Annotated in this window: 12 protein-coding genes; 11 read left to right on the forward strand and 1 reads right to left on the reverse strand. The window is 67.5% G+C overall.

What is annotated here, in order from left to right:
• The first annotated feature begins 6 nt into the window (after nt 1–6).
• From ACR4XJ_RS04710 to ACR4XJ_RS04755, 10 genes are all read left to right on the forward strand, one after another.
• Nucleotides 7–654 carry a 4Fe-4S dicluster domain-containing protein gene (locus ACR4XJ_RS04710; RefSeq protein ID WP_434754114.1) on the forward strand — a complete coding sequence of 216 codons (648 nt, stop codon included), beginning with the start codon at nt 7–9 and terminating at the stop codon, nt 652–654.
• A 100-nt stretch (nt 655–754) separates the two neighbouring features.
• Complete coding sequence (locus tag ACR4XJ_RS04715; RefSeq protein WP_434754115.1) at nt 755–1,720, forward strand: formate dehydrogenase accessory protein FdhE; 966 nt, start codon at nt 755–757, stop codon at nt 1,718–1,720.
• A gap of 643 nt (nt 1,721–2,363) precedes the next feature.
• A complete protein-coding gene (gene fdnG, locus ACR4XJ_RS04720) occupies nt 2,364–5,405 on the forward strand; it encodes a formate dehydrogenase-N subunit alpha (RefSeq protein ID WP_434754116.1) in 3,042 nt (1,013 codons plus the stop codon).
• Between the two features lie 51 nt (nt 5,406–5,456).
• Entirely contained in the window at nt 5,457–6,116 is a 660-nt protein-coding gene (locus ACR4XJ_RS04725; protein WP_333505283.1) for a 4Fe-4S dicluster domain-containing protein, read from the forward strand.
• Between the two features lie 75 nt (nt 6,117–6,191).
• Nucleotides 6,192–7,133: a formate dehydrogenase accessory protein FdhE gene (locus ACR4XJ_RS04730; RefSeq protein ID WP_434754117.1), complete on the forward strand. Its 942-nt coding sequence runs from the start codon at nt 6,192–6,194 to the stop codon at nt 7,131–7,133.
• Nucleotides 7,134–7,147: 14 nt separating this feature from the next.
• A complete protein-coding gene (locus ACR4XJ_RS04735; RefSeq protein WP_434754118.1) occupies nt 7,148–7,582 on the forward strand; it encodes a formate dehydrogenase subunit gamma cytochrome c-553 in 435 nt (144 codons plus the stop codon).
• Between the two features lie 337 nt (nt 7,583–7,919).
• A complete protein-coding gene (locus ACR4XJ_RS04740) occupies nt 7,920–8,324 on the forward strand; it encodes a winged helix-turn-helix domain-containing protein (RefSeq protein WP_434754119.1) in 405 nt (134 codons plus the stop codon).
• Between the two features lie 242 nt (nt 8,325–8,566).
• Nucleotides 8,567–9,823 carry a DUF697 domain-containing protein gene (locus ACR4XJ_RS04745; RefSeq protein ID WP_434754120.1) on the forward strand — a complete coding sequence of 419 codons (1,257 nt, stop codon included), beginning with the start codon at nt 8,567–8,569 and terminating at the stop codon, nt 9,821–9,823.
• 100 nt (nt 9,824–9,923) lie between these two features.
• Nucleotides 9,924–10,097, forward strand: coding sequence for a hypothetical protein (locus ACR4XJ_RS04750; RefSeq protein ID WP_434754121.1), 174 nt, complete (start codon nt 9,924–9,926; stop codon nt 10,095–10,097).
• Entirely contained in the window at nt 10,094–11,698 is a 1,605-nt protein-coding gene (locus tag ACR4XJ_RS04755; RefSeq protein WP_434754122.1) for an amidohydrolase, read from the forward strand. Before ACR4XJ_RS04750 ends, ACR4XJ_RS04755 begins: the two co-directional genes overlap by 4 nt.
• 68 nt (nt 11,699–11,766) lie before the next feature.
• Here ACR4XJ_RS04755 and ACR4XJ_RS04760 read toward each other — a convergent pair whose 3' ends face one another.
• Nucleotides 11,767–12,603 (reverse strand): transposase, encoded by an 837-nt coding sequence (locus tag ACR4XJ_RS04760; protein ID WP_434754123.1) that lies wholly within the window; start codon nt 12,601–12,603, stop codon nt 11,767–11,769.
• Nucleotides 12,604–13,052: 449 nt separating this feature from the next.
• On the opposite strand from ACR4XJ_RS04760, the gene ACR4XJ_RS04765 reads away from it, so the two are divergent.
• Nucleotides 13,053–13,472, forward strand: a complete 420-nt coding sequence (locus tag ACR4XJ_RS04765) for a winged helix-turn-helix domain-containing protein (RefSeq protein ID WP_434754124.1) — start codon at nt 13,053–13,055, stop codon at nt 13,470–13,472.
• Nucleotides 13,473–13,665: the final 193 nt, after the last annotated feature.

Genomic DNA, 13,665 nt, shown 5'->3' on the forward strand with positions numbered 1-13,665 from the left:
TGAGTCATGGCTGATGGAAAGTCCATACTCGTCGACGTTTCCCGCTGCACCGGCTGCCGGGGTTGCCAGGTGGCCTGCAAGCAATGGAACGGCCTGCCCGGCACCAGGACCAAGCAGACCGGCACCTACCAGAACCCGCCGGACTTCAGCCACCAGACCTTCAAGGTGGTGCGCTTCGCGGACGGCAGGGACAAGGACGGCAAACCGTACTGGCACTTCTTCTCGGACATGTGCCGCCACTGCATGAACCCGCCGTGTCTGGCGGGCGCGCAGGGCGACGAGATGATCCACGACGAGGCCACCGGCGCGGTGGTGTACACCGAAGGCACCAGCAAGAGCGACTTCGAGATGTCGCTGAGCGTGTGCCCCTACGACATCCCCCGGCAGGATCCGGACACCAAGGTGATGTACAAGTGCACCATGTGCTTCGACCGCATCACCAGCGGGCTCCCGCCCGCCTGCGTGCTGTCGTGCCCCACCGGGGCCATGGTCTTCGGCGAGCGTGACGCCATGCTCGCGGAAGCCAGACGGCGCGTGGACATCCTGAAGAAGACGTGGCCCAAGGCCCAGGCGCTGAACGCCGACGACGTGCGCGTCATCTTCATTGTCACTGACGACCCGCTGAAGTACCACAAGTACGCGGCGGGCGTGTAACCCCAATCCGGCACGGCACGGCCGGGCGGGACGCGTTCCCGCCCGGCCCCGCCCGGCTCGCGCGGACATCCCCCACCGCCAGCACACCAAGGACATGCCCATGCCCGACGCTTCCCCCTCCCTTTCCCGCACCACCTCGGAAACCCTGGACCGCCTGCTGGCCCGCCACCCCGAACACGCGCCGCTCATCGCCGCGTTCCGCGCGCTCAGCGTGGCCCAGGCGGAACTGGCGGAAATGGAAGACCCCGCCGGGGCGGCCCCCGTGCCCCAAGCCAGGGTGGAGCCCGATCTCTTCGCGCAGGGCCGCGCCCTGCTGCCCGCCGACGAACTGCCCGACGGGCAGGCCCTGGACGACATCTTCCTGGCCCACGCGCTGAAGCATCTGGCTCCGGCCATCGCCGCGGGGCTGCCCGCCGTGGCCGGGGACGTGCGCGAGCTTGCCCGGCTGGCGCAAGCGGCGGACGGCGCGCAAGACCCGGGCCAGCCCCCCCAGCCCTCCCTGTCCCGCCAACTGGCCCGGTGGGCGCTGACCGGACGCATGCCCGCCGCCCAGGAATGGGCGCGGCGCGCCGGACTGTCGCCCGACGCCGTGGGCTTCGTGGCCATGCAACTGGCCACGGCTGCCGCCCGCCGGGTACAGCGCGCCGTGGCCCCGTCCCTGGCCGCGCACGCGGAACAATGGGCCCACGGGCACTGCCCCGTGTGCGGCACGGCCCCCAAGCTGGGCGTGCTGCGGGGCGAAGGCGGCCAGCGCTGGCTGGTCTGCGCGCTGTGCGACCATGCCTGGCGCCACCAGCGCACCGCCTGCCCCTTCTGCGGGGTGGACAAGCCGGACAACATCACCCTGCGCTACGTGCAGGGCTTCGAGGACGAGCGCGCCGAGGCGTGCGCGTCCTGCCGCCGGTACATCCTGGCGGCGGACCTGCGCCACCGCGACGCCGACGTGGCCTCGGTGCTGCCGCTGGGCATGGCCCATCTGGACATGCTGTTGCAGGAAAAGGGCTTCATGCCCGGCGGCGTGGACGACTCCGCGCGCCCCGCCCGGCCTGTGAAGCCCCGCGCCTGACGCCGGACCGCTCCCGCGCGGGCGGCATGCCCGGCGCAGCCTTTCCCCTTCACATCCACCCGCACCGGGGGCCGACAGCGCTTCGCCCCCCGGTGCGGGTGGCTGCCGTTCCGCAGGCGATTCCGCACGCGTACGGATGCATTCGTGCCGGAATCCGCTAGTTTGAACGCGCAACCATCAGTATTTTCACCACTTCATCCTCCCGACGCAAACGCATCCGCATTCCAACCAAAAAGAACCGTAACAAACCATAACGCACACCATATCCGACCTGGGCAGTGACAAAGCCTGCGCATATGCTGCATTTAACTCACCGATTTCTATTAATATTTCTTGTTTTCACCGCGAACCCTGTTATGGTGCCCCCAAAAGATACGATGCGAAGGTGGCATCAGATCCATCTTCTCCAGCAGGACCGAGGGTCGTACCGGCCGCGCGAAGCCAGCAGGCCCGCGCGTCCGCCCGGAAGCCTGCGGAACCGCGACGGCGTCGATTCCCGAGCACGCCCGGCGGCATCGTGTCGTCCCCCCTCCTTCACGTGGCGGGGACGCGCGCACGGCCGCGCGCACGGATTCTGCGGATGCAGCACGAAGGTCCGCCGGACCTTTCGGACTCTGTGAGGGGCTTTAACAAGGAGTGAAACATGAAAACTACGCGGCGGAGTTTTCTCAAGCTCATGGGCGTGAGCGTTGTCGGTCTCTCGCTCGGCCAGCTTGGGTTCGATCTTGCTGAAGCGCAGGCGTATGCCAGCAAGCTCAAGATCGAAGGCGCGAAGGAAGTGGGCAGCGTCTGTCCCTTCTGTTCCGTCTGTTGTCAGGTCATCGCCTATGTCAAGGACGGCAAGCTCGTTTCCACCGAAGGCGATCCCGACTTTCCGGTGAACGAAGGGGCGCTGTGCGCCAAGGGCGCGGCCCTTTTCTCCATGTACACCAACCCGCACCGCCTGACGAAGCCGCTGTACCGCGCTCCGCACAGCGACAAGTGGGTGGAGAAGGACTGGGAGTGGACCCTGAACCAGATCGCGCGCCGCGTTAAGGACGCCCGCGACAAGGACATGATCCTCAAGAACGAGAAGGGTCAGACTGTCAACCGCTTCGAATCCATTTTTATGATGGGCACCTCGCACGCCTCCAACGAGGAATGCGCCGTCATCCATCAAGCCATGCGCGGCCTGGGTGTTGTCCATATGGACCACCAGGCCCGGGTCTGACACAGTCCCACTGTTGCGGCTCTGGCAGAGTCGTTCGGTCGCGGGGCTATGACGAACCACTGGATCGATATCAAGAATACCGATGCAGTGCTCATTATCGGCAGCAATGCCGCGGAACACCATCCTGTCGCGTTCAAGTGGATCATGCGGGCCAAGGACAACGGCGCGGCGCTCATGCACGTCGATCCCAAGTTCTCCCGCACGTCCGCCCGCTGCGACTTCCACGTGCCCCTGCGTTCGGGCACGGACATCGCCTTCCTGGGCGGCATGGTGAAGTACATCCTTGACAAGGAACTCTACTTCAAGGACTACGTCTTCAACTATACCAACGCCGCCTTCGTGGTGGGCAAGGACTACGCCTTCAACGAGGGCGTCTTCAGCGGGTACGATCCCAAGACCCGCAAGTACGACCAGTCCAAGTGGGCTTTCGAGACGGGTCCCGACGGCGGCCCGGTCATTGACGAAACCCTGAAGAACGAACGGTGCGTCTTCAACCTGATGAAGAAGCACTACGAGCGCTACACGCTGAAGAACGTCTCCGACGTCACCGGCGTATCCGAAGAAAACCTGCTGCGCGTGTACGAGACCTTCTGCGCCACCGGCAAGCCGGACAAGGCGGGCACCATCCTGTACGCCCTGGGCTGGACCCAGCACACCGTGGGCGTGCAGAACATCCGCACCTCCACCCTCATCCAGCTGCTGCTGGGCAACATCGGCGTCGCCGGGGGCGGCATCAACGCCCTGCGCGGCGAACCCAACGTGCAGGGTTCCACCGACCACGCGCTGCTGTACCACATCATCCCCGGCTACAACGCCATGCCCGTGGCCCCGTGGCAGACCCTGGCCGACTACAACAAGGCCAACACCCCCGCCAGCAAGCTGAAGAACAGCGCCAACTGGTGGAGCAACCGGCCCAAGTACGTGGCCAGCCTGCTCAAGGGCTGGTATGGCGACGCGGCCACGCCCGAGAACGACTTCTGCTACGAATACCTGCCGAAGCTCGAACCCGGCGAGGACTATTCGTACATGTACGTCATGGACAAGATGTACCATGGCAAGATCAAGGGCGGGTTCATCTTCGGGGTCAACCCGATGAACAGCTTCTCCAACACCAACAAGATGCGGGCCGCCCTGGACAACCTGGACTGGCTGGTCTGCTCCGAACTGCACAACTCGGAAACCACGGACAACTGGCAGCGCCCCGGCGTCGATCCCAAGACCAAGAAGACCGAGGTGTTCCTGCTGCCGTCCGCCCACCGCATCGAGAAGGCGGGCACCATCAGCAACAGCGGCCGCTGGCTGCAATGGTTCGACAAGGCGGTGGAGCCAAGCGGACAGGCCCGCCACTTCGCCGACGTCTTCGTGCCGCTGGTCAACAAGATCCGCGACCTGTACCGCAAGGAAGGCGGCACCCTTCCCGATCCCCTGCTGAAGATGCACTGGACCGAAAAGTTCGACGCCGAGGAGTGGACCCGCCGCATCAACGGCTTCTTCTGGGCCGACACCAAAATCGGCGACAAGGAATACAAGCGCGGCCAGCTGGTGCCCGCCTTCGCCCAGTTGAAGGACGACGGCACCACCTCGTCGCTGAACTGGGTCTACGCGGGCAGCTACACCGAGGAAGACGGCAACAAGTCCAAGCGGCGCAACGCCAGCCAGACGCCCATGCAGGCCAACATCGGCCTGTTCCCCAACTGGTCGTGGTGCTGGCCGGTGAACCGGCGCATCCTGTACAACCGCGCCTCGGTGGACCTGAACGGCAAGCCCTTCAATCCCAAGAAGGCCGTCATCGAGTGGGACGGCAGCAAGTGGATCGGCGACGTGCCGGACGGCCCGTGGCCGCCCATGGCCGACAAGGAAAAGGGCAAGCTGCCCTTCATCATGACCAAGGACGGCTACGCCCAGTTCTACGGCACCGGCCGTGTGGACGGTCCCTTCCCCGAGCACTACGAACCCGCGGAAACCCCGCTCGCCAGCCATCCGTTCTCCAAGCAGCTGTCGAGCCCGGTGTACAAGTTCCACACCTCGGACATGGACCAGATGGCCAAGGCGGCCGACCCCGACTACCCGTACGTGCTCACCACCTACAGCCTGACGGAACACTGGTGCGGCGGCGGCGAAACGCGCAATGTGCCCAACCTGCTGGAAACCGAGCCTCAGCTCTACATCGAGATGAGCCACGAGCTGGCCAAGGAAAAGGGCATCAACAACGGCGACGGCGTGATCGTGGAAAGCGCGCGCGGGCGCGTGGAGGCCATAGCCATGGTCACCGTGCGCATCCGGCCCTTCACGGTCATGGGCAAGACGGTGCATCTCGTGGGCATGCCTTTCGCCTACGGCTGGACCACGCCCAAGTGCGGTGACTCCACCAACCGCCTTACCGTCGGCGCGTACGACCCCAACACCACCATTCCCGAAAGCAAGGCTTGCCTCGTCAACTTGCGCAAGGCCGACAAGCTGACCGAAATAGCCTAACCAGAGCCGGGCGCGCCCCGTTGCGGGGCGCGCCCGTCAAGGAGCACTACGATGCCCAAGGCATTTTTAGTTGATACGACCCGATGCACGGCGTGTCGCGGCTGTCAGCTGGCCTGCAAGGAATGGCACGACCTGCCGGCCAACGAGACCAAGCAGCGCGGTTCGCACCAGAACCCGCCGGACCTCAACCCCAACAACCTCAAGATCGTCCGCTTCAACGAGCGGCTGACCAAGGAAGGCGTTGTGGTCTGGAACTTCTTCCCCGACCAGTGCCGCCACTGCGTGACGCCCGTGTGCGTGGACGTGGCGGACATGGCCCTGCCCGGCGCCATGATCAAGGACAAGAAGACCGGCGCCGTGCTGGCCACCGAAAAGTCGGCCAAGCTCAGCCCGGCCGACGCCAAGGCCGTGGCCGAAGCCTGTCCGTACAACATCCCCCGCATCGACCCCAAGACCAAGCGCATCACCAAGTGCGACATGTGCTTCGACCGCGTGTCCGCGGGCATGCAGCCCATCTGCGTGAAGACCTGCCCCACCGGCACCATGGTCTTCGGCGAGCGCGAAGAAGTGCTGGCCGTGGCGCAGAAGCGCCTCGCGGTGGCCAAGGAACGCTTCCCCAAGGCCCATCTGGTCGATATGGAGGACGTGAGCGTCATCTACCTGCTGGCGGAAGAAAAGGAACACTACTACGAGTACGCCGGTTTCATGTAGCAGCTACGCGGGCGCCCCGTGCGCCGCTTTCACCCTCTGATGGGGGCTCCGGCCCCCGGTTCTCGTGGAGCATTCATGGCCGCCAAACGCCAAAGTGTCGCGGAAACGCTGGCAGATGTCACTTCCCGCCGTCCTGTCCTCGAACCCGTGCTGCGGGCCTTCGAACCACTGCTCTCGGCCGGCCACGCGCTGGCCGGGAAACTCGCGGACCCAGTGCGCGAGGCGGGCCTGCGCTTGCCGGAACTGCAATGGGACCGCGCCCAGCAGGGGGTATCCCTGCTGGCGGGGGTTTCCCTGACCGGCATCGCCGGGCCCATGCGCCAGGCGGCGGAAGAACTGCTGCCGCTCCTGACCACCATAGAGGCGGTGGCTCCCCACGCGGATTCGCTGCGGGCGTTCTTCCTGCGTCCGGTGGAGGCCGATGACAGCCGCGACGCCCTGGCCGAGGCCGTGGTGGCGGGCAGGTCCATCGAATCCATCGCCCGCGACGGCGGCGTGGAGCCGGGCGTGCTTGCGTTCGTCACCGGCTTCGTGGTGTCTCCGGTGCTGCACGCCATGGTTGCCGCCGCCGTGCCCGAAGAAGGGGATGCCCCCTGGGACACGGGCGGAGCATGGCAGCAGGGCTACTGCCCGGTGTGCGGGGCCTTTCCCACCATCGCCTGGCTGGACAAGCCCATTCTGGACGACAAGAACGCCTACCTGGCCGGCGGCGGCGGCAAGAAGCACCTGCATTGCTCCATGTGCGGCGCCGCCTGGAAGTTCCTGCGGGGGGCCTGCCCCTCGTGCGGAAAGGAGGTCAGCGGCACCATGGAAATGCTGCGCGAGACCGAGGCCGCCCGTGGCGAACGGCTGGACTGGTGCACCAAGTGCAACACCTATTGTCCCACCGTCGACCTGCGGGAACGCGAGGCCGTCCCCAACCTGGACGCCCTGGCGCTGGGCATGATGCATCTGGACATGGTGGCGGCGCGCAAGAAGTTGCGCCCGCTCAGACCATCCTTCTGGAATATGTATTGAACAGGAGCACCTTGATGAAATACCTGGTCATCTCCCTGTTTGCAGTGACCTTGCTCGTGGCCGGGGCGGCCCTGGCGGCCGACGCCGGGGATGCCGCCAAGGCCCCTAAGAAGGCCATCGAACTGAAGCACGGCACCTCCAAGCGAATGCACGTGATGTTCAACCACGCGACCCACAAGGACGTGGCGTGCGAGCAGTGTCACCATGACACGCCGGACCCCGCGAAACCCTACGTCTCGTGCACCAACGACGACTGCCACGCCACCCCCGGCCCGCGCGAGCGCGACACCATGAGCATGTTCGTGGCCTACCACGCCAAGGACACCGACCGCTCCTGCTACGGCTGCCACAAGCAGATGGCCAAGGACCACCCCGAATTCTCGGGTTGCCGTCCCTGCCACATGAGCCCGCAAGCCAAGAAGGACGCCGCGGCCGCCAAGAAGAAGTAGTATCGCGGCCACGGCCCGGTTACTGCCCAGACACTGCCCGGATACTGCCCACCAGCGCCGGCCGGCCATCCGGTCGGCGCTTTCCGTGGGCTTCGGGACCGGCGGCGCGCCGCCGCGCGGGGTTCATCCCCCGCCGACGGCTCGCGCGGATGCAATCGAACGGACCGGCCGCGTGCCGGTTTTCATCGGCCCGCGATTATGTCATGATGAACAGGTATGCTCGGGCCAACACATACCCCGCGCAGTCACGCAAACCGCGCCGGGCGTGATCATTCCGGTGATATTTCCGGAGCATGCCCCCAGCCGTAGCCGCTTCACACCTACACGGAACACGCGCATGACCACCCCTCCCCTCCGCTCCGCACCCGCCCCCCGTCCCACCGTCCGCCTGCACCTGTGGCTGGAGGAGGACGGCGAAATGGTCTTCGGCATGGGCCGGGCCATGCTGCTGCTGGCCATCGACGAGCACGGCTCGCTGAAGAAGGCGGCCGAGGCGCTGGGTATGTCGTACCGCGCCGCGTGGGGCAAGCTGAAGCAGACCGAGACCGCCCTTGGCCTGCGCCTGGTGGAGAAGGCGGGCAGCAACCGCGAGGGGTACCGCCTGACCACCGTCGGACGCGAGGCCATGGACCGCTTTCGCGCGTGGTTCGCCACCGTGGAGCGCTGCGCCGTGGAAAGCGCGGCCACCGTGCTGCCATGGCCGGTGCGCCAGTTCGAGGACAAGGTCCGCGACGGCGAATAGCCGCCGGTCTTACCCTCCCTGGCTTCTCCCCGGCCGCCCCCCTTCCCTTCCCGCCCGCCGCCGCATCTCCCCGGCGCCTCCCTCCCCCGGCCTGCCGGGCTGCCGGACTTGACGATGCCCCCTTGCTGTCGCACCTAAAGGAAACGGCCCGGCATTGCCGGGCACGGACCCGCCCCCATCGCACGGCGGCGGGCCTGCCGTTCCCGGCCCTTCGCGCCGCACATTACCCGCCAAGGAGTCCCATGCACCAGCTTGTCCCCCGCGCCCTGTTCCTGCTCGTGGCGGCACTGTGCGCGAGCCTGTTCGTGTTCATCGGCGGCCAGGTGCTGACCCTGTCCGACATGGCCGCGCGCATCCACCCGTTGCTGGGCCAGACGGTGTTCTGGGGCGGCATGGCCGCCTACCTCGCCGCGCTGGGCTGGCTGGCTGCCAGTTGGTTCCTGCGGCCCCGCCCGCTGGCGCAGCCGCAGAACCCCACGCCCGAAGAACTGCGCGACTACCTGTACCGCCTCACCGCGCGGCTACGGGCCAACCCGCACCTGCGCGAAGGCGGCATGGCCCATCCGATGACCGACGCCGCGGACATGGCGGCAGCCGCCCCCCGTACGCCCGGCCTGCCCGGCACGACCGACGGGGTGGCCGAAGCCGCCGCCCTGCTGCGCTTGCTGGACGCCGCCGCCCTGCGCGAAACCAAGCGCACCGCCTCGCGCATCTTCCTGTCCACGGCCGTGGCCCGCAACGGCAGGCTGGATACGCTCATCGTGCTGGTGCTGCTGGCGCGGCTGGTGTGGCGCGTCTCATCCATCTACGACCAGCGGCCCCACCCGCGCGACATGGTGCGCCTGTACATCAACGTGGCGGGCACGGCCCTGGCGGCGGGCGCGCTGGAAGAGGCGGGACTGGAGGAACACATCCACGCCCTGCTCGGCCCGCTGCTCACGGCCTCGCCGCTGGCCTCGGTGCCGGGGGCCTCGCACGTGGGCACCCTGCTGGCTGCCGCCCTGGTGGACGGCTCCGCCAATGCCCTGCTGGCCCTGCGGGTGGGCATCGTCACCCGCAACATGCTCTCGCCCGTGCTGCCCGGCTGCCCGGCGCGGCAGAATCCCTACCGCGAATCGGCGGCCCTTCTGGGACGCATGACCGCCGGGCTGGTGCGCGCCGTGACCAAGGCCGCCGTGGGCGGCGTGGCCTCGGGCATCCGGTCGGGCCTGGAGGGCACCGCCCGACGCACCGCCGACGCGGTGCGCAAGGGCGCGCGCGCCACCGCGCACGGAGTGGGCGACGTGGTTCACCGTGCGGGCGACATGGCCACATCCGTGGCCCGGGCCATGCCCTTCCGGGCAGACGCCCCGCAAGGCCGGAACGGGGCTCCACACGGACAAGACGAGGTCAATGACGGCGATGATGTCATACCCGCCGCACCGGGGGACACGTCCAAGTCTTCCCGCCCCGCGCGCATTCCCAACCCCCTGCGCCTGTTCCGCAAGAAAGACAGCTGACGCCCTTCGTTCCGCGCGTTCCATGGATCGCGTCCGTCTTTCGCCGGGCGGACACGGCGTCCCCTTTCCCGCGCAGCGCACCCCCGTACCGGAGAACCGCATGGCCTTTGTCGTCATCTCCGCCGCCCGAACCACCCGGACCACCCGGACCGTCCGCACCGGCAGCGCATCCCCCGGCATCCGCCACATCCGCCGACAAATGCGGCGGGCCGCCACTGCTCCGCCCTCTCCCCACGCCAACAGCGGCATCTGCGGCGCGGGGGCGTGGTCATGACGGCCGCACGCCCGCAAGCCCGCCCGCGCCTGCTGGTCAACGCCCGGTTCCGCGACCCGCTGGCCCCCGCCACGTTGCGCGGGGCCGACCTGCCCGACGCCATGGCCGTGGAGGGCGGGCGCATCGTGGCCGTGGGCCGCGCGGCGGAACTGGCCCCCTTCGCCGACCGGGGCTTCCTCCGCGCCGACCTTGGCGGGGCCACGGTGGTGCCCGGCCTCATCGACTGCCATTCGCACCTGCTGCTCACCGGCATCATGGACCTGGGCATGGACGTTTCCATGGCCCGCACCCTGGACGAGGTGCTCGCCATGGCGGCCGACGCCGCGCGCGACGCATCCCCCGACGAGGTGGTCTACGGCTTCCGGTTCGAGGAACTGGACCTTGCGGAACGGCGCATGCCCACCAGGGCGGAACTGGACCGGGCGGCCCCCGACCGCGCCGTGCTGCTGATGCACGCCACCTGCCACCGCTGCGTCATGAATTCCCGCGCGCTGAAACTGCTGGCGGTGCCGCGCGGGCTGCCCGGCGCGGATGCCGAGGATTCCCGCCCCGGCGGCCACCTTACCGGGGTGGTGCGCGACCCCGGCATTCTCACCTGGGTGTTTCCGGCCATGCTGCGCGGCCTGGAGCGCGGCCACCTCGACGCGGCGGCGCAGTCCGCTTCCTGGTCGGCGCTGCGGCGGGGCATCACCACCGTGCACTCCATGGAGGGAGGCGAACTGACGCCCGGCTGCTCCGCCGTGCTGCTGGACAATGCCTCCCGCCTGCCGCTGCGCGTGGTGTGCTGGAACCAGAGCATGGACCTGACCGAGGTGGAGCGATTGTCGCTGCCGCGCGTGGGCGGATGCATCTGCGCCGACGGCGAACTGGACGCCCGCACCGCCGCGCTGTTCGAGCCCTATTCCGACGATCCGGACAACGACGGCGCCCTGCTGTACACCCAGTGGGAAATGAACGACTTCGTGCTATCCGCCCACTCGCGCGGATTGCAGGTGGCCGTGCACTGCGAGTCCGAACGGGCCATCGACCAGGTGCTGCGCGCCATCGAGCGCGCCCAGCGGCTGGAACCCCGCGCCGACTGCCGCCACCGCATCGAGCATTTCGAACTGCCCACGTGGGACCAGATCGACCGCATGGCCCGCGCCGGGGTGGTGGCCTCCATGCAGCCCGCGTTCGTGGAGTCCTATTTCGGCGATGACCGCATGGCCCATCTCGCTTCGCTGTTCGGCCCGCACCGCATGCGCCGCCTGCACCCCTACCGGACCATCCTTGACGCCGGAGTGCGCGTGTGCGGTGGCTCCGACAGCCCGGTGACCGGGTACGATCCGCTGCGCGGCATGGCCTGCGCCGTGGCCCACCCCTTTGCGGAACAGTCGGTGACCATGGCCGAAGCCCTGCGCATGTTCACCACCGAGGCCGCGTTTTCCACCTTCGAGGAAGCGGACAAGGGCCGCCTGGCCCCCGGCATGCTGGCCGACCTCGCGGTGCTGGGCGGCGACCCGCTGGACACGTGGAACGCCGGGGGCACGCGTGAAGACGTTGCGTCCATCCCCGTGCTGGGCGCGTGGGTGGGCGGGCGGCCCGTGGACCCGGAACCGTAACGCGCACTGCCGATGGCGGCACAACGGAGCGACGGCCCATCACCGATGGGCGCATGCGCTGCCGGGCGTCAGCCATCGGGCACGAAGCCGCACACGGCCCGTACCACCGGTTCGAACAACTCATTTTCTCGCTGATTGTAGCGCAGTTCCAGTTCCTTGAGATGCAGGGGGAACTGGGCGGGCGTCACGCCGCGCAGCCGCGCCAGACGCTGCCGGGCAAAGCTCCAGAACCCCGTGACCTCGGCGGCAAGCTTTCTGTCGTCGTGCCGCACCAGGCGGCTGGGCCACAACGATTCCCCGCAGCAGACCAGCGCGCGATACTGCCGGTACGGCGCGGTATACACCACGCGCCCCAGCGCCGCCGTGCGCAGCCCGAAGTTGAACTTGAACGACAACAAGGTGTTGGGCGTCACTTCCGGCAGCACGTCGCACACCGCCATGCCGTTCAGGTCGATGATGCCGAATACCGGGGAGTCCGCGCCATTTCCCTGGGGCCGGGGCACGCCGGGGCCGGGCCATATCCCCGCGCGGTACAGCGCCGGGGCGTCCAGCGCCTGCGCCAGCACCGCCCTGCGGGCAATGTCCTGCGCCTTCAGCGCAGTGGCATAGGTAACGCCAAGCTGCGCCGCCATGTCCGCCGGGGCCACCCCCAATTCGAACAGTTTCAGGAACCACAGCCAGCGGCGGGCGTCGAACGCACAGCCGTTCAGGAAACGGCGGCTGAAATCGTGAAAGGTGTACCCGCACCGGGCACACCGCCGCCTGTCGCCCCCGTCCACGGGATACAACTTGCGCTCGCGGCACTTGGGGCAGAACCGCTGATGGTTTTTCCAGCAGAATCCCAAAATGTAGCGGCGTGCTCTGGTTTCCGAAGAAACCACATCATTGAAGGCAAGTATGTCCATGCTCGGCGTGCCTGCCCTGTTTCGGCGCGTCCACGGCGTGAAATGGCCACGCCCGTCGTATCGATCCCTTCTATGCCCTGAATGTCACGCACCTGTCACTATTCGTGGCAAAATAACATATCCGGCTGACGTGCCCTGCGCGTGCCCCACTACACCCACAAGGCTTCACCCCCAGCACCCCTTGCCCCGCAAGCCTTGCGCGCAACGTCGTGCAACGCTCCCTGTTCTTCCGCCCCCGCTCTTCAAGCACGGCCCACCTGCGGCGCTGCGTTGCCAGACTGCCGCATTGCAGTGCCCTTGCCGTTTGCGCGGCCTGCTTCACCACCGTACGCTTGCGGCATCAGCAACCCGCCCGGTCTTCATCGGCCTCACGCTGCCGATCGGCAAGTTCCGGGCACAGCCGCCCGCTCGCGCGCGCTCGCTGCCGGTCGGGCAAAGGAGGTTGGTCCATGTCCCGACATGCCACGGTCCGGCTGCACCTGTGGCTGGAAAACAGCGAATCCATGGTCTTCGGCCTGGGCCGGGTGCATCTGCTGGACATGATCGAACGGCACGGCTCGCTCCGCAAGGCGGCACAGGCCATGGGCATGTCTTACCGGGCCGCGTGGTGCAAGCTGCGCGCGACGGAACGCACCCTCGGCGTTGCCCTGGTGGAAGTCGCCGGGCACAAGCGCGACGGATGCCGCCTGACCCCGCACGGCGAGGCTCTGCGCGCCTCGTTCCGCCAGTGGTTCGAAGAGGTGGAGCGCTATGCCCTGGAACGTGCCGACGGCCTGTTCCCCTGGCCGGTGTCGCCCTTCGCCGGGCTTGGCGAAGGGTTTGCCCCCTGCCTGGCCTGCACCCTGCCACCGCCCAAGCCTGCATCCTGAACCCTCTTCCGGTTCCCGGTACGGGAACCCCACGCCATGGCGCCCACCCCGGTGCCGCACGACCCGGACCATTCCGGGTCGTGTCATTTTTTGCACCAATAGTCTTTGACACGTGCCATTCCAAAAGACCATCCCTGCGGATATGTATTGTAAAAAATACATATAACTATTTGAAAATTTTACATAAAAATAT

The sequence above is a fragment of the Nitratidesulfovibrio sp. D1 genome, assembly GCF_051133415.1.
GTDB lineage: Bacteria > Desulfobacterota > Desulfovibrionia > Desulfovibrionales > Desulfovibrionaceae > Cupidesulfovibrio.